Origin of the sequence: Peribacillus sp. TH16 (assembly GCF_016651095.1) — a bacterium.
GTDB lineage: Bacteria > Bacillota > Bacilli > Bacillales > DSM-1321 > Peribacillus > Peribacillus butanolivorans.
In genome coordinates, this window is the sequence record NZ_JAEKEM010000002.1 from 734,790 (window position 1) to 761,785 (window position 26,996).

The window sequence follows — 26,996 nt, forward strand, 5'->3', positions numbered from 1 at the left end:
TTTACAAATATGCAGACTTTTGGCATTTCGGGATTCTTAGCACCCGATTCCACGAGAGAAATCGCCATTTTTTCCTCTTGTTTCCCCATATAAGAGCATAAACTGCAAAATCTTCGCATTTCTTTAGTTGATCATATGTAGAGCTTTCTTGATGAATTTTTAATATTTTCTCAAATACATGAAAACCATATTCCTTCATTTTATCGGAAAGAATATTTATTGCGGCACAAGGTTTTGTATGGGTCAAGTCGCCGGCACCAAAAAATGAGACTTTTACTCCTTGAAAATCTACTTGTTCTATTTCTTCATAAAATTCGTTTGCTTCATATGGCAAATCTTCTTTATTCCATGTATATAATCCAATAAAGGCCAAATCAAGATCCTTTAAGGTATCTACTTCTACCGTATCCAATCTTTCCATATATACCTTACAGCCTGCAGCCTTCATTCTATAAACTTTATGATTACAGCCATTTTCTCGGTATTATCTGATAAACTTACGTAGCCAATGAATACCTTCATCTATATCACCAACCTAATTGAGAATCACTTTCAGTATACACTTAATATAAATGAAAATGATTCTCATTGTCAATTATTTATCTCCAAACTAATTCTATGCAGAAAGAACATCAAAACTGAAATTATATTTCTACAACAAAAAAAGGAAGACATAACACTCCATGATCTTCAAGGTTCTTTGCTAAAGTATCATCAATGGACAATAGGTTAACAACGATAACAACTAAAAATATGTCTGGCTTCAACTATCATGGTGCAACACAGACTCAACCACCTCAAGCAATCCTAGTAGATTTTCACTTGAACTTTTCAATAAACCCTCCTTTATTAGTATTAGTTAAATCGCTAGGATATCTCATTAATTTAGTAAATAATTCCATTTGATAAAAATAATGTGATAAAATTATTAGGAGTCCTGGAACAGTTAATTAAAATAGTAGCTAATAATTACTCAGTAAAAAAGATTGGTAAATCAGATATAGGATGTGTTTTTATGATAAATATAAATAAAGATATAGTAGATTTAACAAGTAAGATAGACTTTTCTGGTGTTATTTTAATAAATAATAAAAATAATTGCGTTTATGAGGCTGCCTTTGGTTTTTCTAACAGAGCTGATGAAATAAAAAATAAAATTAGCACTAAGTTTGGAATCGCTTCTGGGTGCAAATTGTTTACAGCGGTAGCGATTTGTCAGTTAGTAGAAAAAGGAGATATTGCTTTCGAAACAAGGCTTAAAGATTGTTTAGACCTTAATTTTCCAAATTTCGATGAAGATATAACGATCCACCACCTTCTAACACATAGTTCAGGGATACCTGATTATTTTGATGAAGCTGTAATGGAGAATTTTGAAGACCTTTGGAAAGATAAACCGATGTACCTACTAACAAGTTTATCTGATTTTTTACCTATGTTTCAAAATAATAAGATGATGTTTACTCCTGGAGAAAGGTTTCATTATAATAATGCTGGCTATATTCTATTAGGACTAATTATTGAGCAACAAACAGGTATAAGTTTTACTAAATATATAGAAACGAATCTTTTTACAAAGTGTGATATGCATGATTCTGGTTATTTCTCTTTAGATAGACTACCTAAAAATACCGCAATTGGTTATATAGATTTAGAGGACGCTGGAACATGGAAAACCAATAATTATGCCGTCCCAATTCAAGGTGGGGCAGATGGAGGAGCATTTATTACGGCTCCTGATATGATGAAGTTTTGGGAAGCTCTACTTAGCTATAAACTTTTAAATGAAGAGACAACCCATCTACTTTTGACCCCTCACATTTGTGAGGAGGACGAAGAATATTATGGATACGGGATTTGGATAAGTAAGAAGGATAATACAATTTGTAAATATCATGTCATGGGTTATGACCCAGGTGTCAGTTTTAACTCTTCTTATTATCCGCAGTCTGGAATTACAACGGTCATACCTTCAAATAAAGATGAGGGGCCATACGATATATCTCAGACAATTGAAACTAACTATATAAAATTTGGATAATAACTCTTATCAATGATAAGCACAGACCACCATCTAAAATTTAAATGGTGGTCTGTTTACTATTAATTTAATTATGAGATGCCTTTCTTCAGCTGATAGATCACCAGTTCTTAAAATTCAATACTAATTTACTATCCAGCTTAGCAAATGCCGACAAAAAAAGAGCCAGTTTTTACTACGTTAAAAGTAAACAGGCTCTTTTTATTTAATGGTTGGAATGTTAAATTAAGAAACTTGATATTTTTAGACTGTAATAGCCTTTTGAAAAACATGACTATCCACATATTGATTAAATTTCACTATTTTCTTATTTTGAAGTTCCTAAACATGTACCAAAATCTGCTTGATATGCTGACGTAGATTCTGTAAAGACTTCAAATTGTAAATTTGACATGTTTTTTTCTTCATATACTTGCTTGTATTAATAAAATTTCACAACATCTTCGAAAGGTAAGAAGGTTTTTTCTCCCGGTTGTTCATTCGGCTCACCAAATGGCATTTGGGCTACTAAACTCCATTTTCCTGGAATATCCCAAGTTTTCTTTACTTCTTCATCAATAATTGGATTATAGTGTTGTAAAGATGCCCCAATACCTTCTGCTGATAAAGACATCCATATTGCATACTGCAACATTGCACTTCCTTGATGGGACCAATATGGAAATTGTTCTTTATATGATGGTGCTTTATCTTGCATTTGCTCTATTGTTTCTTGGTTTTCAAAGAATAGAATTGTACCTACTCCATCACGAAATCCTTGTAATCGTTCTACAGTCGCTCCAAAGTTCTCTTCTGGAACACGAGAACGAAGTGTTTCTTTAACAATATCCCAAAACTTTTCATGCTCGTCATTCATCACTACCACTATACGTCCACTTTGCATATTAAATGAAGATGGTGCATGTATAGCGGTTTTTAATACTTCATTGATTCTTTCTTTCGTAATATTTTCGTTCTTTTTCACCTTTCGAATGGAACGACGATTGATGATTGCGTCTTTTAAATTTGTTTTAGTTACTGACATTTTGATTCCTCCAAATTATGTTTAATTTTAAAATTATATATTCATAGATTTTTTCTAATAGTTTAAACCGTTATTAGCAATTTCCCTTCATATCACATTGCAAGCCATCAAATTCATTTTGTTTATTTTTTTCTGCTTCGTTCTCAATGGCTTGTGCTAACCTTTCTTTGCTAGCTAGTCCTTGAATAACTTCATCACCAATAATAAACGTTGGAACAGCCATAATGTTAGCTTCTTCGTAAGCATGCTTTAGAGCTTCTTGATGCACTTCGCGATACTTACGTGACACTAACGCTTCTCTAAAAGCATCCTCAGGCAGTTCAACTTCACCTGCTAATTTTGTTAATACTTCAATATCTTCAATATTTTGTTCCTCTTGAAAAAATGCCGTAAACACTCTGCTGTGGAACTCATTCCCTTTTCCATGCTCCTTTGCAAACTGACACCCTTCAAAAGCCAAATGTGTATATGGATGTGGAGAAACACGTGGTAAACGCATATCGACTCCGAGCTTTTTCGCAGTAGGAAGAATATAAGAATCCCATGAATTCAATTTTTCAGGCTCTTGCCATGGATCAATTTTGGAATATGGACTCGGACGCAATTCAAATGGCATCCATTCTACTTCTACATCTTTTTCCTTTACGATTTCATCTAAAGGACCTTTTCCTAAAAAACAAAATGGACATATGAAATCAGAATAAGCTTTAATTTTTACAGTCATATTATATTCCTCTCTTTTTATCAATAGTTTCCACTTGTAACTTAATTAGTTACAATAAAGGTAAAAAAATATGCTTTCTCTACAATATAGAATGCAATTGATTAACTACACATTCACTGTGCAGCATTATTTGATTTAGTAGTGATGTAACTACTTGTTCCATTGATTCTTGCGGTTGTTTTATTTATCACCTCTGCTGTAACTATTTTAGTTACAGGTTGAACGGAAGTCAACTATTTTTTAAATAAAATTTAAAAAGCATGAGATGATTATATGCATTTTGATATATATCTACGCTGAATCTAAAGGACTACAGGAAAAACAGGCAAAGAATCTAAAGGCCATCTTCCCTATTCTTTGACTGGCTCTTGTAACTGTAAGTTTTATATCCATTTTACAGAAAAAAAAGTTTGTAAAGAAAGCGTCGCTTTCTCTACAAACTTTTTTATTAAGCTTCCTTACATCTCGATGTGTTCGTTAACGGGTTCTCTCTTTTTCTTTCTCTGTTTTTTCGATTTTTTATAGTGTAGCAATTCGTATATACATGGAATGACGATAAGTGTGAGCAGTGTAGAAACAGCTAGCCCGCCAATGACAACGATGGCTAAGCTTTGTGAAACCAGACTTCCTGTTTCTGCCTTTTTATATAAAAGAGGCAGCATTGCACAAATGGTTGCTACAGCCGTCATAATAATCGGACGGAATCTTGTAGTCGTTGCTTCAATAATTGCATCACGAATAATCATTTTTTGTTCGTTTTGTTTGACTCGATCCAGAAGCACAATCGCGTTTGTCACCACAATTCCAATTAACATAAGCGCACCCAACAGTGCTGTAATATCCACTGGAATTCGACTGATAACCAATCCTAACACTGCTCCAATAGCAGCGAACGGCAATGAAAATAAAATCGCGACCGGTGCTTTAATTGATTTAAATGTTATAACCATGATTAGAAAGACAATGCCTATAGATATTAACATGGTAAGGAACAAATCAGTAAAATCATCTGTTTGCTGAGCGCTAGCTCCTCCAACATATATATCTACATCTTTCGGAATAGCAAGGCCTTTGTTCTCCTTGTCTCCAAAAATCTCAAGATTTATTTTGCTTGCAATATCAGAAAGCTTAGCCGGATCTACGGTTGCAGTTAATTGAAGATACGTTTCTCCATCTTTATGGAACTGGGTAGTTGCACTCTCTTCACTCTTTAAAGAAGCAACTTTTGACACCGGGACTAAACCACCATCTGTCATAATAGGAATATTCTTTAAATCCTTTGGTTTTTTAGGATCTAAGATTGGTTCAAGGACTACAGGTGTCTGCTTATCCTCCAAGGTAATATTGCCGATTGGGGTTCTATTAAGCATGATACCAAGTTGTTGCCCTATTTGTTCTGTGTTGCCTTTAGCCGGATCTACCTTGAATGAATAAATGGTTTTCTTTTCGTCTTGGTTCGTTGTAACATCTTCAATTCCTTTAATATCTTGAATATTTTGTTTGATCTTATTGGCTGTCGATTCCAAATCTTCAACATTACTGCCAATCACATCTATCGTAATGTTCGTCTTTGATGCCCCCATCATAAATGAAGAAGCGGTGGCAGTTAGCTTCGCATCAGGATAGTTTTCTTTTTGCTTTTCGATTTCCCCCAAGATTGTATCTATGTTTGCTTTATCCTTCACTAAGATACCAAAAGTCGCTTCTGTAGGTGATGTGACAGCGCCATATTGAGCCGCTTCGGCAGAGTTTCCTAATTGCATGAACACATTATCCACTTCACTCATATCTTGAATCGTTTCTTCGAGTTCAATCGCTTTTTCTTTTACTTTATCAAAGGGCTGATCATTTGGATAAGTTAACGTCACGGAGACATAGTCAGCTGAAGAATTATCAATTGCTCCTTTTGGCATAGCAAAATATGTACCAATTGAACCGACAAACAACAGCAATGCAACAATCAAGACCATCCATTTATGGTTTAATGACCAAGTAACCAACTTAGTAAAACGCTTAGCTGGTCGATGTTTTGGCAACTTCGCTTTCTTCAGCAATCCTGCACTCATTAACGGAACAACAGTTAATGCTACAATTAAAGAAGCTAGCAAAGAATAAGTGACCGTTAAAGCAAAAGGTAGTAGAAATTCTTGAAGCCCTCCGTTCAATAAAGCTACTGGCAAGAAGACGGCTACAGTAGTAAGTGTTGAAGCTGTTATCGCCACTCCTACTTCTTTTGTTGCATCCATCACCAATTGGATTGAAATCTTCTCTTGTTGCATTTTCCGGAAAATATTTTCAATAACAACAATACTATCGTCCACCAAGCGACCAATCGCTACAGCGACACCGCCTAGCGTCAATATATTTAACGTCACTCCTGACAATGACAGCAAAAATAACGTGAAGCCAAGAGATAATGGTATGGATACGATTGTAATAAATGTAGACCGCACATTTCGTAAAAAGACCATAATCACAATAGTGGCGAATAGTGCACCAAGTAGAACTTCTTTAACCATCGTCTGAACAGAAGTCTCCACCATATCAGCTGTAGATAAATAGATAGTTGATTTCTGGTCAGGATACTTTTCATTAATTTCTTTTGATACTTTTTCAACTTCTTTACTGATTGTGACAGCATTTGATTGGCTGTCCTTAATAATGCTTATATCAATGCTTTCTTTTCCGTTAAAACGACTAATAAGGTTACCATTCTTCGCTTCGTCAACTTTTGCTATCTCTCCTAGCGTGACCTTTGAAGTGACCTTTAGCGCTTTTAATTTTTCAATACTCGTTAAATCACCGATAACCTTAATATTACTTGTCTTCCCATCAATCACCTTCTCGCCAACGGCTAGAGCTGTATTCTGACCGTTAAGGACGCTCATTACATCTTGAATGGAGACTTTCTTTTTAGCCAATTGTTTATTATCCACTTTAACTGAAAGAACAGATTGAGAAACTCCAAATGTCTGTACATCTGAAACTCCTTTAATATCTTTATATAGAGGCTCTAATTCTTTCTTAGCAAAGTCTAGATTTTCAGCTGTTAATCCTTCCTTAAAAGTCACAGCAATAAATGAAATAGGAATCATTGAGGTATTAAGCTGTGTAACAGTAGGCTTTGCAATATTTTGAGGCAATGTTACATTGTCTAAAGCCTCTTGAACATCAAGTTTTGCTTGTTTCATATCAGATCCCGATTCAAAGAATAGATCTACTTTTGAAAATCCATCTCCAGTAGTGGAGTATACTGAACTCTTTCCTTTTACTCCTGTAACAGCCCTTTCTATCGGATCTGTAACTTGCGTTTCCATCGTTTTCGAATCAGTGCCCTGCCCCATTGTGACAATCGTAACCTGTGGATTATCAGCAGATGGTAAAAATTCCATAGGCAGTTTAAAATAACTAACAACTCCTATCAACAAAATAAAAATGGTTACTAATGAAACAGCTGCCTTGTTCTTAAACGACCACTTAGTAAAAAACTCCATGTAAATTTCACCCCAGATTGCATATTTTAGAAAATAATACCATTTTAAATAATACCATATATTACTAATGTAAGTGAGTAAAATTTTTAGTTTTGAAATAAAATTTATTTTAAATTAATGCTCCCTTAATAAACGAACAAAGAAAAGAGCGTGTTTTGAAAAATGATTGTTCAAAACCTCGCTCTTATAATATTTAATCGAATATTCTTTAATAAAAAAGATTGATAATTTTCGTGTTCCTTATTTAATTACGCTACCCGTTAACTGAATAAGAATTGTCTCAAAAACTACTTTTTTCCCAATGTTCTTTAGCTTCGTTCAAATGAATTAATACTTCATTTGCCACCTATCGTATACATCCAATATTCATTATTTTCTTAAATGTATCTAAACCAGTGCCCAATATTATTTATTTATCGCATCAACGAACATACCCCATTGAATTTGCATTAGCTAACTGATGAAAACCAAGTTCTTACCCAATTTGGGCCAACGGTATCAATAGGAGCAGTTATCCGAATACTTTGTCGCGATTCCTTGAAAACTCCCCATCCATGTTTCAAACAGTGGTGAAAGGTATTAACATGCTGTAGGGGGAAAATCCCCATTTTTACAGGGGAACATTAGCATAAATAGCCCTCACAAATGAGAAGAGTTTTTATCATTATTTTATACAAATGAACCCTTACTTTTATTTGAACCATTTTATTTCCATCGCATACATTATCAAAGATAAAAGCCCAATGTGTTTTGGTTATCAGGAGGAAATTATATGAGAAGAAATTTAAAGAAATACGGGCAAACTCTACAATTGGTGGGAGGAAATTTAGTTTATATCTCTAATATGGTACATCCTACTTATATTGATGGAATAATTTCTGATTATGACCAGTACTGTATAGATTTAAAAAATGCGATTAGTGTAGGACAGTGTAGTGTCCAATCTCTAGAGACTATTGTTCCCCCATATATTTTGGATGGGGAACATGGGTTATTAATAAAATCATTCAAGGAAATTTTAGATTGTTTGAATAATTTATTATGGAGAATTGATAATGAAACCCTAACAGAATTGAATGAAGACGATATACAAAATGCAATTTCCAAATTAAAAGACATCGAACAAGAGCTAAATGTGGCAACATTGAGCTTATTTAAAAAATAAAGTAACAGCCAAGAAGGTGAGAAGTTTTGAACCAGTGGAAACCCGAAGAAGATCATATTTTAAATTCCTTACCTACTAATATTGGAGATAAGATTGATTTATTTGGTTCATTGATTGTTAACATAGGAAACATTCTTACTGTTCTTGGGATTGCAGTAGAAGCTCAAGAGGTAGAAGAAATTGAAGAAGTAGAGGGTTTAGAAAACCCCGATTCATCAAGAGCAGGAACAGGTTCAGGAACAAGTTCAAGAAAAGGAAAAGGAAAAGGAAAAGGAAAAGGTTCAGATTCAGATTCAGATTCAGGTTCTGGTTCAGAATCAAATGTAGGCTTTGCATTAGCTTTAATAGGTGCCATTATAATTACAATTGGTGACTTAGTTTCATCAAGTGGTGTCGCGATTGAAATAGAACAATCCGCTATATTAGAAAAAAAAGAAGAACAAGAAGCAAAGGAACAAAGTAGGAAAATGAGGAAAATGGAAAATCAAATCACCTCATTGCAAAAGGATGTGAACTCATTACTCCAAGTTTCCGAATCCCTAAAAAGAGAAGTGATTTTCTTACAAAACGTCATCTATCCTAATTATCACCAATAACAATCATTTTGTGTTCAACAAAACGTGATAATATAAATAGCTATCAGTTTGTAGGAAATTTATAATGAATATTCGACATAATGGGCAGTTCCCTTTGTATATAGCAATTATATTTCGTCCCTAAAAAACCTTTATATATTTAATAAATTATTATACTCCTTTCATAAGGAGTTTTTGCTATTTAGCTCTTTTTCTCTAATGAAAAAATGCTGAATTTCATCAAATACACACGCGAACAAACGTTCTTTTATGAATAAAAAAATCCCATCCCTATATTTTATTCAACTTTTATGAAAGATCTTTAGTTTTCATTTGCAATTGCCTGATTGATATACAAAACGCTATAAAAAAGCATGGGAAATCAACAGTAAATAAGGCAGCTTCAGTGTGAAAAAAGCTGCATCTAAAGATTTATCTAAATTAAGATTCACAAGTGTAGTTGTTTTAAAGACCGGACATTTCATCTTTCACTGGTTGAATAATAATGGCATTAGCAATCTGCAGCATATTTTTTCTCCTCATTGCTATCTGGCGGATAATACCAAGAGCTTCTAGTTTTTTATCATACAAGTTCCAAATACGACTAAATGATCGAGCTCCGATTGAATATAGTCTTTTTTTATAACTATCTATTTGACAGTGATAAGTACATACATGGGTCTTTTTCTTACAGGTTTAAATAATTTTCATACTGAGTTAGCAATTGCAGATAGTTTTCAGTGGGTTTTATATCAGGTTTTTTTTGTTTAACCAAGTAAAGGGCCTCTTCTCGATTTAATCTATATTTTTGCATATAAAATGCAGTAATGATAAAGCCCAATCGTTGTATTCCTAAAGTATCGTGAATTAATATTCGATAGCCCTGGTCAAACAATTGATTAAGCTGTTTGATCAAGTTATCGACCAATTCTAAACTAGGAGTTACCCATATAGTAATAGGAACCCATATCATTATTCTTCTTGAAAAATCAAATGGAGGACGATCAGGTTTCGTACGTAGGTTCACGATGACTGATATATTTCTCTGAACAAAACCCCAATCATCGGAAGAAATTCGTCCTCCAATGTACAATCGTCCTGGTATCATCTCCACAAAACCCATTTACCTGGCCACCTACTCCATATTTTCAACTAATGCATATTATGATGGAATACAATTTAGTATTCTTAAAAAATCACCCTCGACTTTAGAGAACGAGAAGACCTAAGCTTTGTTTACTTAGTAGAGGGAAAGTCTTCTAGTGTAGTTCTTTTAAGTGGTAATTCCCTCCATATTTTGATACCTCCATGAATAATAGTCATGCAAATTCGTATATTTTTATGATCATATTGCCATTGATTTTTTATACGGAATTTAAAAGAATGAAGGAATATATGAATCAAAATATTTATTAAACAAATGGGGGATAAAAGAAGAAAATTTCATTACCATCTCTGGAGATAGACATACGTGGATTGTAGAAAAAATAAAATTAAACCAGAAATAACTTTTATAAGACATCGAAGCGAATAAAACAACTGTAATCTTTAGGTCTTTCATAGAAATGATTAATTACCTCTACGAACACATAGAAGATGATATTGATGTAAGTGAATTTGAATATGAGATATCTGCTAAACGCGCTAAAGAGTTATTGAAAACCTGCTATAAAGGAAAAAGCCGATATTAGATACTTGTAAAAATTCAAATAGAAAAGAAGATTTTTGATCTTTAGAGGATACTCTGAAGTGGAAATTGAAGAGCTTTAAGAATTATTACGGGTTACAAAACATTAACCACCCTTCACAATCCCGAAAAAATAAAAAGGGAATAGTAGCAGCCATACCCAATTAGTATGGCTGCTTATAAATGAAATCGGGATGTATGAGCTGTGAACTGCTTGTGAATCTCATTTCACATTGGATTAATTGTTGCTAAGAAGACTTCTAGTGTACTTGGTTTAATCCATTGACTATTTCGAAATCCCCTTTGAATTTAGAGCTTTTGCAATCTCGATTTTTCCTTAGCCTAGTACTTACAAAGCACCTTGTAATTCTAAGTGGTTCCTAGAAAAATTTGTGAAAACATAGACTAAATCATCCTACATCTTTTTACCTTCCCTTACTTAGGGAGCAGTTTTATTTAGTTATAATTGCACTTGCTTCTAAAAGGTATAAGTATAACTTAAGTTTAAACCTCTCTGGATAGATATATTGCCTCAACCTCTTTTTCAGTAAGATTGAATTTTACAGAAGCTTTTTTAATGGATTCTTCCATGCTTTCAATCTCTCCAAAGGTATTTCTAACAAAATCATAGATCATTAATTGGACCTTTTCTCTTTTAGCCTCTATATTAACTTTATTTGGATGTAAATCTGGTGTAAGTTGTACAGCTCTACCATTAATAGCCTCTATAACTTCACCAACTATTTTCCATCGATATTTCATTGTTAAATGTGCTACTTTTACGTAATAACCTATTTCATCCTTATTTACTACCCAATCACCATTAGGATGTTTTTGTTTTAAAAATTGGGTTACACTAACACCTGTACTTGTTTTGTGATTTTTTAGTGTTTCCAATGTAAAAATTGATAATTGACTACTATCCATTTTATCAACTCCCTTTGTCCTATAAATTCGGCACAAGGAGATAATTTCCTGCAAATGAAAAGCACCCATTATTATGCTTTCGAATTATCATTTTAAAAAGTCTCTCATTTCTCTAGCCATAATTTTAAATTTATTAATTATTCTCTTCTAGACTTGCATCCTTTTAACGTAGGTATAGCCTAGCCCAAACCGACACCAAGTTTGATTATTACTGATTCACGCACCATTAATAATTTATTAAGTTTGGTCGTTCCTCCTCATTTTTTTCAAGATCATTTAATATTACATAAATAAGTTTCAATGTATTCGTGTCATCAACTCCTGTCGCCTACTCAATTTGACAAAAGAGATAATCCCCTTTTATTAAAAAAGGCAAAAACACCCAATGAAATGAGTGCTTTGAACTAAAATGATTACTATTCATTTAGGTATGTTTTGAGTTTCTCTTTATCAGAAACATGAATCCAAGGTAAATCAAGATTATCATCATTAATACCAGGCGTGATAACACGAGTATATAAAAGGTCATAAATACAATCATTAATTAAAAGGGTATCTTCATCTGATATTCTTTCTCTATTGGTTATAGTACCGCCACCTGAATGTTCAGTTACCCCAAATATTAAGCCTTGTTGTTTTAAAGAACTCCTAATCACTTCTCTAATAGCCTCTAGACTAGTTAACGGGAATACATCAAGGTGTTTAACAATCATTCTTAAAATATCCTCTTTAGTTAAAACCAGTTCACTATTTTGTCGCAATTATCCCACCCCCTCTCGTCATATTCTCCAAACGACAGGTTATTTCCTTCTTTATCCATAAAAAGACGACTCTCTCTTCATGAGTGCCGTCCCTTTGCTTATTATAAATTTTCTATGCCTTAATCAAACAACATTTCGACTAAAGGAGATAATTTCCTGCAAGTAAAAAACACCATCGCAAGGATGCTCCTACATTGGTTCAAAGCTTTTCATTTTAAATTCATTTACAGGCCGATTAATCGACTTTCCTAACTTTATATTAAGTTCTTGGTAATCCTTAGTATCATCAGGATCAATATCTTCTCTGACGTTTAGTATCTCGTATCGGTCATATTTCTCGGGAGTAAGACCTCCGTCAACATGAATAAAAAGCCTATATTTAACTCTCAGATTCATTTTTACCATCTCCTTTATCTAACAGTTCGATATTAGGAGATAATTTCCTGCTTATTTCCTCCTGACAGCTCTATCAAATTACTGATCAGCATTATAAATAGCTATATCTCTCGTAAGATCACTAGTCTAATTAGTCGGTATGGATACGAAGAAATACATAATTATTTTAATCCTAGATTGAGAAATAGATGTGAGGAGTTATTAAAATTTTATTTAGGTGATAGAACATGAACATTAATATTGAGGTCAACTTACACGCAAAGGGAAATATTTTTTACAGAGTGGAGTTTTCCAGTCGTCGGTTCACACTACAAGAATGATCCAGATTGTACAGCTGCAATTACCGCCTACGAATGGATTCAGCAGATTCAAAGTGAATACGGATCTAGTTAGGATTTCAGGAAAAAAAGTGTTTTTAACGGAGATAATAATATTACGGAGTTAGTTAAGAAGGTTACACCTATAATTCAGGATGATTTACCTTTTTAAATAAAAATAAGCCCTTCTTAAAAGATAAGGGCTTTAAAATAAGAAGTATCTGTACAATTTCATATAGGCGCTCTCAAAGTTTCTATTAGCCACTAACTTCTTTTTCAATAAGGGTAGTATGAATATGGGGCTGGGTATGGAGCATATCCTGGATATCCATAATCATATCCATAATAGCCATCATATCCATATCCACCACCATAATAGGGCCCTGCAAGCAACGCTCCTGCAGCAAGACCTCCTAGAAAAGGAAATCCAAAACCAAATGGCCTCCCAAATCCAAATGGTCTCCCAAAACCAAATGGTCTCCCAAAACCTCCAAAGTGACCCCCACCACCAAAACCAATTCTTCTTAAATCAATTGCATTTATATCTTCGTTTTTTATTAAATCATACATTTTTAGTAAATCCCCCTCAATTCTTTATTTGATTTAGATTATGTAAAGATAAGGAAGATGTTTAGGTTCATTACCTAGAAATATGTACATTCGTGGAGTTTTTTACTTCTTGTTACGAACTAATATCCCCTCTCGAATATGAGAGGTCCTGTTAGTTTTTAATGAGTAATTATTTTAACCCTTGATTGAGAAATAAATGTGAGGAGTTATTTGAATTTTATTTAGGTGATAGAACATGATCATTAATTGAGGTCAACTTACAGGCAAAGAGAAATAACTTTTTACAGTGTGTTATAGTTTTCCAGTCGTCGGTTCACACTTAAGCAAATATGTTTGAGTGAATGGAGAATCTTTATTAGGTAAATTGTGAAATCGGGGTTTTTTCAATGGCTAGAGGATTCTGGACAGACAAGTTTATCTATGCCTTGTATCACCCTCTAAATTTTTACTTTTAATCTCAATTTCTATTTTTTTAATGCGAATCCATATTTTTATGCTTATCAAAAAAATAAATCAAACTAACAATAATCACCATAATAATTGAATAAAGAACAGCCTTAATAAAAGTGAAGTCTAAAATAAAATAGGAAACCATTAATAAAACAACAAATAATAATATGTGCTTCATCATCTCATCACCTCATTTTTAACAAATTAGTATTTTTAGAAAAACGGTTCCACGATAGTGGACTTCTTATATCAGTTCTTAACCTGCCCCCCAGATTTTTTTAAAGATTTAGTAATTATCCCCACTTTTCCGATCTCATAATTCCCCATAATATTAGAGGTCTCTTTCAAAACTTCTATGCTATTACTATATTAGGGGTAAACCAAAAATTAGCCAAACACTTACTCAAGTAATTCAACATCATCATATGCATCAAAATCAATAAAAACTAACCTTGAATCATTTACACCACCATGATTTAAATCTAGTACTTTGCATAGATGGTGGTAGCTTCATGCCAAAGTCTATTTTATTTAATGCATTCAGGTATATTAAAAAAATCTGAGTTGCCTTCTCTGCCTATCCTTACGTCATACACATACGGTGCCCCTACTTAAAGCTTGAGCAGATATGAAATATATTCAGGAAAGATTAGGTTATGGCAGCCTTGCTATAACTTCTGATGTTAACGCACATATAAGCAAAAAGATAGAAAAGACAAACATGGACAAGTTTGAAAAATACATCAATAGAATAATTGATGTATCAGTTTGTAGACAAAAGGGGTTCGGAATGTTTTAATTCCGGACCCCTTTTGAAATTCCCTTTGAATTTTGCTCAAGATTAAGAGATTGGGCCTCTACGAGCCCACTTTATTAAGCCATTCTTGGACCTTGCCATGTCCAATTGGCTATCTTCTTTAAATTCATGGCAGCGAAAGTAAGCATCGCCTGCATCGACAATTTTTCAAGTCCCCTTAAAGTAGTCCAACGCATACCATGCTTTTCTTTTGCATCTGCGAATACACGCTCTATTGTTTCTTTACGTTTCGCATATATAGGTTTTACATCCTTGTGATGACGCAGATGATCTGCTTCTTCCATATAATTTTGCCAGATATGGCGTGTCACCACTTTTTGATGGTCTTTGCTTACTGTACACTGTGATAAAAATGAGCATGTCGCACAAGTGTGTTTGGGTGATTTGTACTCGCGATAGCCCTCTTTATTTGTTGTTGAGTACTTTAAAATCTCGCCCGATGGGCAGAGATAACAATCAAAATGTTCATCGTAAACATAGTCATGCTTGCGAAAGAACCCTTCTTTTGTTCGTGGACGTGTATAGGGTAAAGCTGGTGTGATTTCTTTCCCAAAAAGGTAGCTTGTAATGGCTGGTGTTTTGTAAGCTGCATCTGCGGCAACAGCTTCAGGTTTTCCAACTTTCTCAATCACTTGTTCAACAAGAGGCTCTAAGATATGACTATCATGCGTATTTCCCGGTGTTACAATCGTCCCCAGCACAAAACCGTTGCGGTCCGCAGCCGCATGAAATGAATAGGCAAACTGTTTTGTTCGTTCATCTTTTACATAGTAGCCACTCTCAGGGTCAGTTGTACTTTCTTTAATTTCTTTGGTTTCTTCTTTATCAAATTTATCCGGTGGAAAAGGCTTCTTTCCATTGTTTTCACGATCTTGATTTATTTCTTCTTGAAGGCGTCCTTGATATGCTCGTGTTTCCTTACGAACGATTTTCTTTTCGAATTTTCGCTTATTCGCACTGGCTTTCACATGTGTTGAATCAACGAATACGTGCTCTGCACTTATTAACTTTCTTTCTGAAGCTGTCATTAAGATACGATAAAAAATCCGTTCAAACAGGTCTGTATCTTTAAAGCGACGCTCATAATTTTTCCCGAACGTTGAGAAGTGAGGTACTTTATCATGGAAACCGTAACCTAAAAACCAACGGTAAGCCATATTCGTTTCAACTTCTTCAATCGTTTTACGCATCGAACGAATACCGAAGGTATATTGAATGAATGTCAATTTAACTAAAATAACTGGATCAATACTTGGGCGCCCTATCTCTGAATACATCTCTTTCACCAAGTCATAAATGAAAGTGAAGTCAATGGCCCCCTCAATTTTACGAACCAAATGGTTCGCTGGCACCAGTTGATCCAAAGTAATCATTTCAAGTTGATCTCGCTGAATAGAATTATGTTTCGAAAGCATCGTCATCACCTCAAGTTTTAATACTTCTATATTAAAACAAAAAGGACTGTAGGCAAAAGTGGTTATATCTAATTGTTAAAACAAAGTTGATTGGAACGGAAGGTGCGAGACTCCTGCGGGAAATGCGTGTCCAAGGGAGACCCCACAGGCGCAAAGGCGCCGAGGAGGCTCCCTGACCGCCCGCGGAAAGCGAGTGCCTGGAGTGGAAATCAACGTCGAATTTTTACAACCCCTCAAAAAAACTGTAGACATCAATAGAATAATTGATGTATTTTTTTTGCTCACGTTGGTGGGCAATCGATGGGCAATTATCTATTTAATATATTTCCGGAAAATCTGCCCACAAAATAAAAAAACCTGACACGAAAGGCGCCAAGGGTTTTAGTTATTAATAAGTTGACATATATTGTTCGCGTTCTCATGGGTGAACTTGTGTGCGGAACATATCTTCGCCTTTCTTACTTTTTCAGAATGATACATATATGCTTATTTAATAAGGTTTTAGATAGATTGTATACAAATTCCCATTAAGTTTTTTCACCTTTTAATTTTTATTATGTGGTCAGATGGTTGTCAATTATATTTCGGTGATCACCTAATGTTTTTTATGGGTTCACCTATAGGTCTTCATGATTTGTTTTTATAAATTCAGCAACCTCCATTTTTGAAGCAAATCACTTAATCCAATAGCAAACATTTTAAATGAAGTAACGTGATTCCCATAAATACGCCAAAAGTAGTCCCATTTTTAATCATAAAACCATTGTTCGAGCTATAAGTACAGGCAACTTGTCCAGTATGTTAATAGAAATATAGTAACTTGAATTAGGAGGTGCTAGTAATTTGAGTGAACAAAAAAAATGTTCAGATTGCAAGCACAGTAAATGCAGATGCAAGCATAAAAAATGTAGAGTTTGTGGGCACAAAAAATGCAAATGCAAAGTCGAGAAAAAAATCAAAGTGAAAGTAAATGTACCTACAGAAATGTCAGTACCAATTGTATGCAATAGCACATGTGGTAATCTGTTATTGACCGAGCAGGTTCCGAGTCTAGAAATTTGGAAAGCGAGAATTGCGATGGACGCTACCGTAACAATCTCTGTATTCAATAGCGCTATGAGCACTGCATCGGTTCAGGTTCTCGTGATTCGAAATGATGGAAGCCCAGTTGAATTCTCCGTTCCTTCTGGCAATACGCTTTCAGCAACAGTAGATGCTGCCGAATCGATTATCGTATTTAGGATAGACACAGGGAGAACTGAGGGGAAATATTTTTTGGAAGTATGCTTTCCTGTTATTTGTGATGACCAACGTAAACATAAAAAAGATAAATAAGACCTCAAGGGGTTCTATTCTATTCTTTATCCTTCCCCTGTATTCCTCATTTTTAAGGGAAATTGCCTTCCACCCTTTCTAGTTCTTATAATGAAATAAAAATAATTCAGCAAATGTTACACTCATGTCAGTTGCAAGATTGCAAAATTTACATTCTATAATACTGAATGGCTAATACAAGCTGTTTAATAGTAAATAGGAGGAAATTCATAATGTGTGGTTCAAATGGAATTAACGGAGGTTGCTGCCCTCCTGCACAGGTGTTTCAAGAAAAAATTTGTGGTAATTTTAACGGACCTTTAGCAGGTGTTGAAATATGGTCTGCTCCAGCAGGCGCTTATTCTTCAGGAACTTTTGAAATTTTCAACTCAGCTTCTAGTACGGCTACAGTAACGGCTACGGGGACATCAACTCCAGCAATAGCTTTAAGTGCTGCTCCAGGAAATACTGACTCACAATCAGTTAATCAACCTACTAGTTTTACTATTACAGCAGGTGCTGGAGATAGTGGGTCATATTGTATCAATTTGTATAAGCGTGTTCTAGCGTAATAAAGATATAAAGGAATACCTTTTTCTAAGTTATTACTCTATATCTTTTAAAACGGACAAGATATATAAGAAATTTCTATAAATCTTTCATACTCTATTACAGGAATGAAGATTAAGTATCGCACAGATAAAACGTATCTGGAAAAAATTTTTCGAAAGGAGAAATATACAATGTGTTTTAGTGACTCTTGTTGTCCTCCTGCTCAGATATCAAGAAAGCATTTGTGGTAATTTTAATGGTCCAACAATTGGAGTAGTAGATGAGACGGTATTTACTGCTCCCGTTGGTGCTTACATTGAAGGGACTTTTGAGATTTTTAATTCTGCTGCAAGCGTTTCAACTGTAACAGGTACAGTCAATTCATCAACAGCTCCTGTTACAACTACGATCGGGCCAGTACCACCAGGAAATACGATTGGTAAAACTGTACAAAATCCGATTTCTTTTGTTATTCAAATGCCCGCAGGAACAAGTGGGACATACAGTCTGACGCTATACAAGTGTATTCTAGCTTAAAACACTTTAAGTGCTGCCCCAGGAAATTCAGACTCATAATCAGTTAATCAACCTACTAAAATTGCTATATCCTCACTAGCAAATGGGTTCTGGTGCAAATATGATTTGTTCGAGTTGATGAAGGAACACAAAAATAAACAATCTTTTCTCAAAACATGCTTTTGTACGTTTATCAAGAGTTATAGCATAAATTTGTTTAACCTATATTTCAAAGAGCTACAGAAGAATCTGCGCCAATGGTCAAGCAGAAAATTCACAACCTTCTTTAACAGAAAAACAGGCTCCTCTCAACTATGAGAAGGACTTTTTTTAATCCTCTACGATCACACCAATAACCTCATCAAACTGAATATATTCAAATGAATTATCTTTCTTTTGAATATGTAACAATTTATTAATTGAGTTTATGTATACACTATGACCCTGTAATTCTCTAGGAAACCTCTTATTATATAATTGAAACTTTATCGGCAAATGGTTTTCCATCGAGTAATGAATTTGATTTTCATATTCTTCTTTTTGATAATCATCAAGAATTGGTTTTTCTTGTCTAAAATAGTCTTCGTTCATTTGCTTTTGAAATGCTTTATGCTCAGGTAAAATTAAGGCTACTTGCCACTTTAGAATTCCTCGGTCACGAATAGACATCTTAAGAGGACCTCCCTTTTTAATCATTACAAACGAGCACACGTTCTTTAGAAAGTAAAAAAATCTCTTCCCCAATTAAGGAAATTGCATTCCATTGAACTTAACATTATTTATGGTTATTTAATTTTATTACTTGGCGTTATTACAGGCCATTGATTGATGGGAATATGAATGTTAAATATAGATGGTACTTACATACAAAAGAAACTAATTTTTTGCAGATTTGGAGGATTCCCCAGTCGCTAATTCGGGATTTAAGAAAGCTCCTGATTGGGCCGCTGCAATTGCAGCCTACGAGTGGATTCAACAGATTCAAAATGAATTTGGTTCTAGTAAAGATTTCAGGATAGATAAAGTGGTTTATAACGGAGACAATGATATTACGGAGTTAATTAAGAAGGGTAGGCCTATAATTGAGGATGATTTGCCTTTTTAAACAGAAATAAGCCTCTCTCTAATGAGAAGGGCCTTAAAATTAGAAGTATCTATACAATTTCATATTCGCTCTCTCATAGTTGCTCTTAGCCACTAACTTCTTTTCTCAATAAGGGTAGTATGAGTATGGGTATGGGTAGGGGTATGGGTAGGGAGCATATCCTGGATATCCATAACCATCATATCCATAGCCACCATAATAGGGTCCTGCAAACAACGCTCCTGCAGCAAGACCTTCTTCAAAAGGAATTCCACCTCCAACTGGAGCTCCACCAGCACTACCTCCAACACCACTACCGTGACCAACGTGACCAACACCACCAAAACCTCCGACATGACCAAAACCTCCGATGTGACCAATACCACCAACACCAACAGCAATTCTTCTTAAATAATTTGCATTTATATCTTCATTTATTATTAAATCATACATTTTTAGTAATTCCCCCCAATTCTTTATTTGATTTAGATTATGTAAAGATAAGGAGGATGTTTAGGTTCATTACCTAGAGATATGTACATTCGTGGAATTCTGCTTCTTGTTTTCCGTAATAGATAGGATGTCTTTATCGATTTCCCACCGTTTACCTATGTCTTCCCCTCTTCTAGGCAGGATGTCGATAAATCGACCAGTTATCCTATTATCCTCAATTTCCACACGGTCCCTAAGTTCACCTCCCCAAGTATTAATACATTCTGTATACTTTCCCGTTTCAATTTCACCTTCCTTCACTTCCTTTACCAATTCGATCATGTTTCTTTTTAAATTTGCCATTTCAAAACATCCCTTCGTTTTTTAAAGATTTGATAAACATTGATGTTGATTTTTGAACAAATAAAAAGAGACCACTTATTGTGGTCTTCTTTAGTTCATCCTGTGGAACTATTTCAACTGTTAGTTCAATAAGGAAAGCATGCCTTATTAAAGAACTGCGCCCTTTAATGGTATAACACCTAAGCTTCTAATAGCGTTTATTGTTAAGATAACTATAAAGGTTTTCATGGATGGTTTGTGTAAAAATTACAGAATTCCACAGAAGTTACTTAACAAATAACACCCAATCTTAGTTTGGTCCATCATTTTTTGTGAACTTTGGCGATTGTTAGTAATAACAATGGTAACAGAAACCCGAATGTCATTGCATAAAAAGGCCAGATGTCTGAAATAAAGTTACTATAATAGACGGTATTGGGTGCCATAATCAATGTAAAGACAATCAAAATCATACCAAATGGAAAAACCAAAGGACGATAATCTTGCAATTTTAACGTTTGTGCCAGACCTAAAACGGTCACATAAAAAAACAAACTAAATCTAATAAAAATTGTGATGAACCATATTATGGCTAGTATTGCTTCCAGCCTCGTCAGGAAATTAGCGATATTGATTTTCTGAGCCAATTTATAGCTTGGATAAATTTCTTTTGCTGTTAAATCGACACCAAGAACAAGAATGGCTAACATTGTTATTATGATCAAAACACTTCCAGCCAACAATTGACCGACAAACAGACTTTTTCTTATTCTGTCTTTTTGACTCACGAACGGGAGGATCATCAGAACCGCAACCGGTTCTATAAAGGGAAAGACAATAAATGGTATAGACCCCCGTATAACTGGTTTCACTCCTCCCTCCCAGACGGGTTGCAGATTTTGAAATTTAATCTCAGGCAATAGAAGAATCATCAATGATGATAAAAGTATTACAACAAAAGGAAACAATATTTCCGCGCTTCGGGCCAAAGGTTCCAAACCGAGACGTGCGGACATGAGGACGATACTCATAAAAAGAAACATGATCACTTGAATTGGAGTTTCAGGCATAATCTGACTTGTCATAAAATCACCAATTTCTCTCAGGTAAGTCGCTGTGGTTATAAAAAAGTAGCTTATAAATAGAAGCGAAATCGCTATTCCCAGCCACTTACCCAAAATTTTTTGGCTGTATTCCACTAATGTTAAATCAGGATAGCATTTCCTTAAAGCGTCATATAAAAAGACAACCAATAACGGTGCTATCGCCACGCTAAAAATACCAGAAACCCAACCATTTTGTTTTGCTTCAGAAGCGACAATGGAGGGAATAACTAAAATAGAATCACCAACCGTATATAATATCACTAATATCGTCAGTTGACGGCTTCCGATTTTACCCTTCTCGAGCATTTTGATAAGTTCCTTTCACGACAAAACGGTAAGTTATATACAAACGGTAAAAAAACAAAGAAGAGCAAAATTTTTTTCCTTTTTTCTAGCTTACTCAGCTCATTTGTGATTTCATAACCATTATTGACAGAAGATGAATATACAAACCCTTTTGAGGACAAGTTATTCAACAACATCATTTAATAGAGCATTAAATTAAATAAAGATATAGCAGGAGTATTCCAGCTCTTTATCCTTCTAGTGTCTCTACTCTCGCTACTATTTCGTTCCACTGTTCTTCCGTCGGGATCCATCAGCACCCTTGTCGCTTTGAGCCTTGCGGACCCGGAACACCTTCTCCTCCGTCCTTTACATTACGGACATAGCTTACAACCTCCCCTGCAATTTCCGCATTTATTGAATATCCGCTGATAGGAGGCGCCTCTTCTCCAAGAGCTTCAACGATTTTTCCATCTTCACCAGTTTCAACAGAAACACCTGCTTGAATGTCTTCTCACGCTTCGACCTTCCACGTTTCTCTTTTCTTAATAGTTACATAGACAGTTTCGCCTTCTTTGATCGCTCTTGTTACTAAAAAGTCAGGTTCTCTTTCTTAAGCTAAACGAATATTAATTTCATTTTCTTTATCTTCGATTGCTAATACTACTAATCTGTTAGCGGGAATATCTTCAACTACAACAGCTTTAAAGTTTGACATTATCCTTCAACTACACCTTGCTCTCCTTCATTTTTTCCTGGATAAGGCTTGCCAAATATCTTTTGGAATAGAGAATCACGGTTGTCTGTTTCACCTTTTTGTCAGCTCCGAACAGGATTTTCCAGCCCCTTGAACATAACGCTCCATAAATTCTCCAGTTATTTCTTCATTATCAAATTCTTCGTTTTCTTCTTTGGTTTTACCGGAAATTTTAGAACATATGAACATTCCTTTTGTAAGCCCACCCACTCTTTAGATCCGTCCTCAAATGTCTTGGTAAACACTGCTGCCACATAAGGCCCAACGCTTTTGCAACTTGGTCGAGAAAACCATCTATAACCTTATTTACCTCGTCCACACTTTGTGATTGACTATTCTTCATTTCCTCGTATTTAAAGCCTTTTTGTTGAGTAACTATAGCCACGGACTTTCCGGAGAAAGCTCTATAAATCTTGTTGATATAATTCTGTAGTTTTTCCTGCCCTTATTCCGTTTTATCACTGACAGCCTCTATATGAACCACACCACGTATCTGATTCTTGCGTTTCTAAAATTCTACGATTCTACTAAATAGTTCCCCATATTCGGCATATAGACCATCAAGCATAGTTGATAGCTTTTTATTACTGTATTCCAGGTCAATAATATCGTTCATTTTGAAGGAACGGTTAAAAGTAAAATTTTTAACGGTCACATCTGTGAAAGTATCCTCAAAAATCGCATATTCGATTCGTGTAAAAGAGTCAGTGCATCAGCAGCCCCCTATTAACCTCTTGCACCTGTTAATTTAGTAAGAAAAAAATAGCTATTTTACCGAAAATGAAACCAATAATAAATATAGATGATTATTACAAATGCAATGATTTAACGGTTAGAAAAAATACAGTGCGATATCTTACTGTTAACTGATGTTATTTTTATTTGTGATTAATTATCAGAGACGCATAAAGGCCGGAAAACTGAATTACTTTATCTCACAGATTTTGTCTGCATAAGTGTGGTCTAGCTTTAAACGCATCAAAATGTTGGATTAGATACATTTGGAATGCTGTTACATATCGTCATAGTTAATTCGAACTGCGCAATATTATCATATAGAAATTGTATATGTGCAATATAAATTTAGCTTTTTCAATGTAGGTGTATTGAAAAGAGGCATTAATACTAGTCCATTTATTATTGCAGTTCATAAACTATCAAAGGTTTATAAAATAATAATTGGAGGTTTTGAAATGTATAATAAATCATGGGGTTCTACAAACTGCGGCCAATGTCCACCACAATATTGTCCGCCACAAACTTTTCCTACTCAGTATGATCCACCTCAAATTTCACCTACAAAGCAATTTGTTAATACGAATGTATCGAACACGGTGATACCTGTTGTTCATCCTTCACATACTACAACCGTGAATAAGCATGTGAACACGTATAAACATTATTTCCCGCATACACAATCTGTGGTGAATGAGTGTTGCACTCAAAACATTATTTGTGGAATGCCACATAATCCTTGTTGTCCGCCGATGCCATTCAGATATTAAATTTAAGCCCCTATTTGGGGCTTTTATTATTAATTTTCTCCTTCTCTCACAGTTTGAATATATCAATTCACCTACTTCGTTACATTCTTTTTCATATTTTATTAATTCAAAAATGAGGAATATGGGCTGCTTATTCATACTGTACGGTAATTTTATCCCTATACTTATGAGGTCCAGTCAATAATGATAAGGGTCTAGTTAATAGTTGTTTGATAAGATTTTGTAAAACTCTTGTCTCTTTGTTAAATATTATCTATAATATTACCTATTGATTTTATTTTTTGAAGATTATTACAAATGAACAAGAGAAAGGTTTTGAAAACTGAAGTGTTATCCCTTAATGAAATGAAAAGCAATATTGATTGCTTGAGAGCCCATTTGATTGAAATTGGAACCTTAAAAGGACTTTCTCATCCCGAAACGATTAAATCTAGTCAAGAGTTAGATAAGTGGTTGTACAAATATCAAAAATCCATATCAAACTGATCCTATATTCCGGAAGTTACTTTTTCTACACTCTTCCTTCACAGTCATTGTCCACTATTCTTCAGCCACTTTAACGCAATCCAAGCATTCTTTTAATCGATTTGGTTCTTTGATTTTCCGATGCTCTCTTTTGGAACAGCATTATCGTTTTGCCACATAATCATTGTTTCCCCGAAAACTCCAATTGGTAGAATCATCGGAGTGAGTTTTCGGTTGCTCACAATATAAATCATATTTGCTTCTAAACTAATTTTCGCTTCCTATGCCACTTGATCCACCCCCTATTTTTCTTTTGCGAAAGTATTTAAATCAATAATTTTTAACATTTGCTTTTCCTCCTAAAACCACTTATTAGCGTCACTGGTTGCATTGATTTCTTTATACTCTGCTAGAACTAACTCATATTTCAAATCATCATAATCCAGTAATTCAATGGACTGTCCGTGATGGGAGTTAGTCACTTCAAGTGCTATCAACTTTCCCAAGACAAAATTCCGTTTCATTTGGTTTTGAGATTGTGCAGCATCATATAGCTGACCCATAAATACTTTTCTGATATTCTTTCAACAACTCATTCATTCTCGGCCTATTATTCTCCTTTAAAAAAAGATCGAGTACTGATTTATCGTCAGTAAAGTTGACCGTGTTTTTTTCGTATACCAGAAATTCAATCAACAAACGGAGTGATGTATGCTTGTTTTTGACGGACTCATGATAAAGCTCTCAAACCGTCATGTCTGCGCTCCAGATTGAGGAACACCCCATATTCTTTGATGAATGCAAGTGATATGGTTCCAATGGGACCATTTCTTTGTTTACCAATAATAATTTCTATAATGTTTTTGCTCTCCAATTGCTGTTTTATTTAAAGGCGTAATGTAATTTTCCGTAGCAACATTATCCCCTCAATTTGGACAATGGGCCTTCTTACGAGGAGCTAGTTTCCCATGGATTTCAATAATTAATATGCAATCATTGCAAATGTACTTCAATTTAGCACCCTCCTTAATTGCCTAATGCATGGCTTATTCGAACTGTGCAGTAATAAAATCAATTAATGGTTTTAAAACCAACTTTATCATGGTAACCTTTTTATAAATATATTTTACATATATAAGGAGGGAATAAAATGTCTCTTAACGTACGCCTTTTTATAACCATAGTTACTGCTCTTTTATTTGTCATTCTTGTGTTCATGAATTTTTTGGGATATTGGAAAGCCAACTCAGCAATACAAATTCTTTTTTTCTTTATTATGGTAGTATCTATTTTCAATGCGGGTACTGAAACCGGTAAAAATCTAAAAAACAGGAGCTGATTGGAAAATTCTAATTGGCTTTTTTACTGCACAGTTTGTGTCTACTCTTCGATTCTTCTTAACTTAGCAATCCAAGGAGAAGAAAAATCTTCTACCTTGAATCTCCTCTGTTCGAATGAAAGATTATGAAGTACTTCAGATTGAGGATTTTGCTGTTTAAGAGGAGAAATAACCTCAAATCCTCTCGCCTCTAAATCCTTGATATCTTGTTCAACGTCATACTTCCTTTGACGACGTATAATAATCGGCTGCATATGCCTGGACATTAATACCCTTCTTCCTGACGTTTCCCTTTCAGCGTCATACTTTGGTCACCTTCTTTTTCTTCTTAGGCTTGTTCAACTACATAAAAAAACAATTAATCTATATACATAAAAATTCACCATAGGAAGGATTCTATAAAAAGGTAGAATATTACACCGAGGTGAATATGAAAACAAAAAAACACGAAGTTCCAAATAAGAACTTTTCAATTCTAATATGGAAAATGGCAATAGGTTCTACTCTGTCCTGGGAATTATCAAAACTATTGGGTTCTGATCATCCTTACTTAGCTCCACTCACGGTCATCCTATGCCTTCAATCAACAATTGACATAACGGTCCAACGATCCATACAACGTGTAATTGGAACCATGATTGGTATTTCCGTAATTGTACTCATTGCAAGACATATGAGTATAAATGGATGGAATTTAGGACTATTAATTCTTTTAGGATGTTATATCACACAGTGGTTAAAATTTAACAAAACAGTAATTCATCAAGTCGCACTCACGATATTATTTGTCTTTGTACTTGAACACCAAACGAAACATTATGCCATAGATAGAATGACAGATACTCTGGTCGGTGTAATTATTGCAGTTTTGATACAGTTTGTTTGGTTCCGTCTAATTTTCAAGAGAAAGCAACAAGCCCGGTAGTAAAGATTTAC

The 26,996-nt window shown here is 34.6% G+C and carries 29 protein-coding genes and 1 pseudogene; 11 read left to right on the top strand and 19 right to left on the bottom strand.

Annotated elements, in window-relative coordinates; all coding sequences use genetic code 11:
* Nucleotide 1: 1 nt before the first annotated feature.
* Nucleotides 2-448 (bottom strand): flavodoxin domain-containing protein, encoded by a 447-nt coding sequence (locus JFV29_RS03450; RefSeq protein ID WP_342366493.1) that lies wholly within the window; start codon nt 446-448, stop codon nt 2-4.
* 567 nt (nt 449-1,015) lie between these two features.
* On the opposite strand from JFV29_RS03450, the gene JFV29_RS03455 reads away from it, so the two are divergent.
* Nucleotides 1,016-2,041 (top strand): serine hydrolase domain-containing protein, encoded by a 1,026-nt coding sequence (locus tag JFV29_RS03455; RefSeq protein ID WP_201183346.1) that lies wholly within the window; start codon nt 1,016-1,018, stop codon nt 2,039-2,041.
* Between the two features lie 421 nt (nt 2,042-2,462).
* Here JFV29_RS03455 and JFV29_RS03460 read toward each other — a convergent pair whose 3' ends face one another.
* The 3 genes from JFV29_RS03460 to JFV29_RS03470 all read right to left on the bottom strand — a co-directional run bounded on the left by JFV29_RS03460 (nt 2,463) and on the right by JFV29_RS03470 (nt 7,283).
* On the bottom strand, nt 2,463-3,065 hold the full coding sequence (locus JFV29_RS03460; protein WP_056523889.1) for a nitroreductase family protein: 603 nt from the start codon (nt 3,063-3,065) through the stop codon (nt 2,463-2,465).
* Between the two features lie 73 nt (nt 3,066-3,138).
* Nucleotides 3,139-3,789 (bottom strand): DsbA family oxidoreductase, encoded by a 651-nt coding sequence (locus JFV29_RS03465; protein ID WP_053345480.1) that lies wholly within the window; start codon nt 3,787-3,789, stop codon nt 3,139-3,141.
* Nucleotides 3,790-4,247: 458 nt separating this feature from the next.
* Complete coding sequence (locus tag JFV29_RS03470) at nt 4,248-7,283, bottom strand: efflux RND transporter permease subunit (RefSeq protein ID WP_201181260.1); 3,036 nt, start codon at nt 7,281-7,283, stop codon at nt 4,248-4,250.
* Nucleotides 7,284-8,055: 772 nt separating this feature from the next.
* Between JFV29_RS03470 and JFV29_RS03475 the strand changes: the two genes are divergently transcribed.
* Together JFV29_RS03475 and JFV29_RS03480 are read left to right on the top strand one after the other, a co-directional pair.
* A complete protein-coding gene (locus JFV29_RS03475) occupies nt 8,056-8,448 on the top strand; it encodes a hypothetical protein (protein ID WP_201181261.1) in 393 nt (130 codons plus the stop codon).
* Between the two features lie 26 nt (nt 8,449-8,474).
* Nucleotides 8,475-9,044: a hypothetical protein gene (locus tag JFV29_RS03480; protein WP_201181263.1), complete on the top strand. Its 570-nt coding sequence runs from the start codon at nt 8,475-8,477 to the stop codon at nt 9,042-9,044.
* 667 nt (nt 9,045-9,711) lie between these two features.
* On the opposite strand, the gene JFV29_RS03485 is transcribed toward JFV29_RS03480, so the two are convergent.
* From JFV29_RS03485 to JFV29_RS03510, 6 genes are all read right to left on the bottom strand, one after another.
* Nucleotides 9,712-10,146: a protein-tyrosine phosphatase family protein gene (locus JFV29_RS03485; RefSeq protein WP_201181267.1), complete on the bottom strand. Its 435-nt coding sequence runs from the start codon at nt 10,144-10,146 to the stop codon at nt 9,712-9,714.
* A 1,068-nt stretch (nt 10,147-11,214) separates the two neighbouring features.
* Nucleotides 11,215-11,637 carry a hypothetical protein gene (locus JFV29_RS03490; RefSeq protein WP_201181268.1) on the bottom strand — a complete coding sequence of 141 codons (423 nt, stop codon included), beginning with the start codon at nt 11,635-11,637 and terminating at the stop codon, nt 11,215-11,217.
* A gap of 416 nt (nt 11,638-12,053) precedes the next feature.
* The gene (locus tag JFV29_RS03495; RefSeq protein ID WP_053345474.1) at nt 12,054-12,398 is read right to left on the bottom strand and encodes a hypothetical protein; all 345 of its coding nucleotides are present in this window, start codon (nt 12,396-12,398) and stop codon (nt 12,054-12,056) included.
* Between the two features lie 189 nt (nt 12,399-12,587).
* Nucleotides 12,588-12,794 carry a hypothetical protein gene (locus JFV29_RS03500; protein WP_053345473.1) on the bottom strand — a complete coding sequence of 69 codons (207 nt, stop codon included), beginning with the start codon at nt 12,792-12,794 and terminating at the stop codon, nt 12,588-12,590.
* 593 nt (nt 12,795-13,387) lie between these two features.
* Nucleotides 13,388-13,681 (bottom strand): hypothetical protein, encoded by a 294-nt coding sequence (locus JFV29_RS03505; RefSeq protein WP_201181269.1) that lies wholly within the window; start codon nt 13,679-13,681, stop codon nt 13,388-13,390.
* Between the two features lie 1,323 nt (nt 13,682-15,004).
* Nucleotides 15,005-16,363: an IS1182 family transposase gene (locus JFV29_RS03510; protein WP_201181270.1), complete on the bottom strand. Its 1,359-nt coding sequence runs from the start codon at nt 16,361-16,363 to the stop codon at nt 15,005-15,007.
* Nucleotides 16,364-17,347: 984 nt separating this feature from the next.
* On the opposite strand from JFV29_RS03510, the gene JFV29_RS03515 reads away from it, so the two are divergent.
* The 3 genes from JFV29_RS03515 to JFV29_RS03525 all read left to right on the top strand — a co-directional run bounded on the left by JFV29_RS03515 (nt 17,348) and on the right by JFV29_RS03525 (nt 18,766).
* Nucleotides 17,348-17,698 carry an S-Ena type endospore appendage gene (locus tag JFV29_RS03515; RefSeq protein WP_201181272.1) on the top strand — a complete coding sequence of 117 codons (351 nt, stop codon included), beginning with the start codon at nt 17,348-17,350 and terminating at the stop codon, nt 17,696-17,698.
* A 212-nt stretch (nt 17,699-17,910) separates the two neighbouring features.
* A complete protein-coding gene (locus JFV29_RS03520) occupies nt 17,911-18,249 on the top strand; it encodes an S-Ena type endospore appendage (RefSeq protein ID WP_201181274.1) in 339 nt (112 codons plus the stop codon).
* A 181-nt stretch (nt 18,250-18,430) separates the two neighbouring features.
* Nucleotides 18,431-18,766 (top strand): S-Ena type endospore appendage, encoded by a 336-nt coding sequence (locus JFV29_RS03525; protein ID WP_201181276.1) that lies wholly within the window; start codon nt 18,431-18,433, stop codon nt 18,764-18,766.
* A 309-nt stretch (nt 18,767-19,075) separates the two neighbouring features.
* Here JFV29_RS03525 and JFV29_RS03530 read toward each other — a convergent pair whose 3' ends face one another.
* On the bottom strand, nt 19,076-19,414 hold the full coding sequence (locus tag JFV29_RS03530; RefSeq protein WP_201181278.1) for a YolD-like family protein: 339 nt from the start codon (nt 19,412-19,414) through the stop codon (nt 19,076-19,078).
* A 223-nt stretch (nt 19,415-19,637) separates the two neighbouring features.
* Here JFV29_RS03530 and JFV29_RS03535 point away from each other — a divergent pair, with 223 nt between their 5' ends.
* Nucleotides 19,638-19,850 carry a hypothetical protein gene (locus JFV29_RS03535; protein ID WP_201183530.1) on the top strand — a complete coding sequence of 71 codons (213 nt, stop codon included), beginning with the start codon at nt 19,638-19,640 and terminating at the stop codon, nt 19,848-19,850.
* A 105-nt stretch (nt 19,851-19,955) separates the two neighbouring features.
* On the opposite strand, the gene JFV29_RS03540 is transcribed toward JFV29_RS03535, so the two are convergent.
* The 4 genes from JFV29_RS03540 to JFV29_RS03555 all read right to left on the bottom strand — a co-directional run bounded on the left by JFV29_RS03540 (nt 19,956) and on the right by JFV29_RS03555 (nt 23,136).
* Nucleotides 19,956-20,282, bottom strand: a complete 327-nt coding sequence (locus JFV29_RS03540; protein WP_201181280.1) for a hypothetical protein — start codon at nt 20,280-20,282, stop codon at nt 19,956-19,958.
* A gap of 69 nt (nt 20,283-20,351) precedes the next feature.
* A complete protein-coding gene (locus JFV29_RS03545) occupies nt 20,352-20,624 on the bottom strand; it encodes a hypothetical protein (protein ID WP_201181282.1) in 273 nt (90 codons plus the stop codon).
* Nucleotides 20,625-20,926: 302 nt separating this feature from the next.
* On the bottom strand, nt 20,927-22,015 hold the full coding sequence (locus JFV29_RS03550; protein ID WP_201181284.1) for a GerAB/ArcD/ProY family transporter: 1,089 nt from the start codon (nt 22,013-22,015) through the stop codon (nt 20,927-20,929).
* A 908-nt stretch (nt 22,016-22,923) separates the two neighbouring features.
* Entirely contained in the window at nt 22,924-23,136 is a 213-nt protein-coding gene (locus JFV29_RS03555) for a hypothetical protein (RefSeq protein WP_201181286.1), read from the bottom strand.
* Between the two features lie 808 nt (nt 23,137-23,944).
* Between JFV29_RS03555 and JFV29_RS03565 the strand changes: the two genes are divergently transcribed.
* Nucleotides 23,945-24,256 carry a CotD family spore coat protein gene (locus tag JFV29_RS03565; RefSeq protein WP_201181289.1) on the top strand — a complete coding sequence of 104 codons (312 nt, stop codon included), beginning with the start codon at nt 23,945-23,947 and terminating at the stop codon, nt 24,254-24,256.
* Nucleotides 24,257-24,601: 345 nt separating this feature from the next.
* On the top strand, nt 24,602-24,742 hold the full coding sequence (locus JFV29_RS03570) for an aspartyl-phosphate phosphatase Spo0E family protein (RefSeq protein ID WP_083450697.1): 141 nt from the start codon (nt 24,602-24,604) through the stop codon (nt 24,740-24,742).
* A gap of 92 nt (nt 24,743-24,834) precedes the next feature.
* On the opposite strand, the gene JFV29_RS30905 is transcribed toward JFV29_RS03570, so the two are convergent.
* The 3 genes and pseudogenes from JFV29_RS30905 to JFV29_RS03585 all read right to left on the bottom strand — a co-directional run.
* Nucleotides 24,835-24,963 (bottom strand): hypothetical protein, encoded by a 129-nt coding sequence (locus JFV29_RS30905; RefSeq protein ID WP_274606901.1) that lies wholly within the window; start codon nt 24,961-24,963, stop codon nt 24,835-24,837.
* Nucleotides 24,964-25,080: 117 nt separating this feature from the next.
* Nucleotides 25,081-25,284 (bottom strand): hypothetical protein, encoded by a 204-nt coding sequence (locus JFV29_RS03580; protein WP_201181291.1) that lies wholly within the window; start codon nt 25,282-25,284, stop codon nt 25,081-25,083.
* Between the two features lie 167 nt (nt 25,285-25,451).
* A pseudogene (locus JFV29_RS03585) lies at nt 25,452-25,601 on the bottom strand (DnaB-like helicase C-terminal domain-containing protein); the annotation flags it as partial.
* Nucleotides 25,602-25,871: 270 nt separating this feature from the next.
* On the opposite strand from JFV29_RS03585, the gene JFV29_RS03590 reads away from it, so the two are divergent.
* Entirely contained in the window at nt 25,872-26,060 is a 189-nt protein-coding gene (locus tag JFV29_RS03590) for a hypothetical protein (RefSeq protein ID WP_098177535.1), read from the top strand.
* A gap of 41 nt (nt 26,061-26,101) precedes the next feature.
* On the opposite strand, the gene JFV29_RS03595 is transcribed toward JFV29_RS03590, so the two are convergent.
* A complete protein-coding gene (locus JFV29_RS03595; protein WP_201181292.1) occupies nt 26,102-26,326 on the bottom strand; it encodes a hypothetical protein in 225 nt (74 codons plus the stop codon).
* A gap of 164 nt (nt 26,327-26,490) precedes the next feature.
* On the opposite strand from JFV29_RS03595, the gene JFV29_RS03600 reads away from it, so the two are divergent.
* Complete coding sequence (locus JFV29_RS03600) at nt 26,491-26,985, top strand: FUSC family protein (RefSeq protein ID WP_201181293.1); 495 nt, start codon at nt 26,491-26,493, stop codon at nt 26,983-26,985.
* The last annotated feature ends 11 nt before the right edge of the window (nt 26,986-26,996 follow it).